Source organism: Sphaerisporangium sp. TRM90804 (assembly GCF_029846175.1).
In the GTDB taxonomy this organism is placed as follows: Bacteria; Actinomycetota; Actinomycetes; order Streptosporangiales; family Streptosporangiaceae; genus Sphaerisporangium.
Map to the genome: position 1 here is coordinate 1 of NZ_JARWAC010000078.1, position 669 is coordinate 669.

1 protein-coding gene is annotated in these 669 nt (G+C 72.6%); it reads right to left on the minus strand.

Annotated features, from left to right (window positions below):
- A partial coding sequence (locus PYR91_RS36320; protein ID WP_279787562.1) for a condensation domain-containing protein occupies positions 1-643 on the minus strand: 643 nt, incomplete at its 3' end.
- Positions 644-669: the final 26 nt, after the last annotated feature.

Sequence of the window (669 nt, forward strand, 5' to 3'; positions counted from 1 at the left end):
CCTCTGCGGGGAGTGCGGCCAGTTGGCGGGTCCAGTACCCGAGCTGGCGGGCAAGGCGGCTGTCGGGCCGGTCCTGCTCGCCCAGCACCTCCCGCTGCCACAACGCGTAGTCGGCGTACTGCACCGGCAACCCGGTGAAGGCGGGAGCCCGACCGGCGAGTCGCGCCTCGTACGCCGCCATCAGGTCGCGGGACAGCGGCGCGAACGACCAGGCGTCGGTCACTATGTGGTGGAACACCACCACCAGGACGTGGTCTCCGCCCGCCACCGGCCACAGTCGTGCCCACACCGGCACCTGCTCGGCCAGGTCGAACCGGTGCCCGGCGGCCTCGTCCAGCGCGGCCTGCACCTGCTCCTCCGCCAGCGGGGCCCCCACCGCCAGGAGTGGCCCGACCTCCTCCACCGGCAGCACCCGCTGATACGGCGCGCCCTCGAACTCGGGGAACACCGTCCGCAACGCCTCATGCCGGGCCACCACATCACCCAGCGCCGCCCGTAACGCCTCCACGTCCAGCTCGCCACGCAGCCGCAGCGCCCATGGCATGTTGTAGGTCGCGCTCGGGCCCTCCAGCCGGTGCAGGAACCACAACCGCCGCTGCGCGAACGACAACGGCACCCGCTCCGGACGCTCCCGCCGACCCAAAGCCAGCTGGACCTCACCACCCTGGT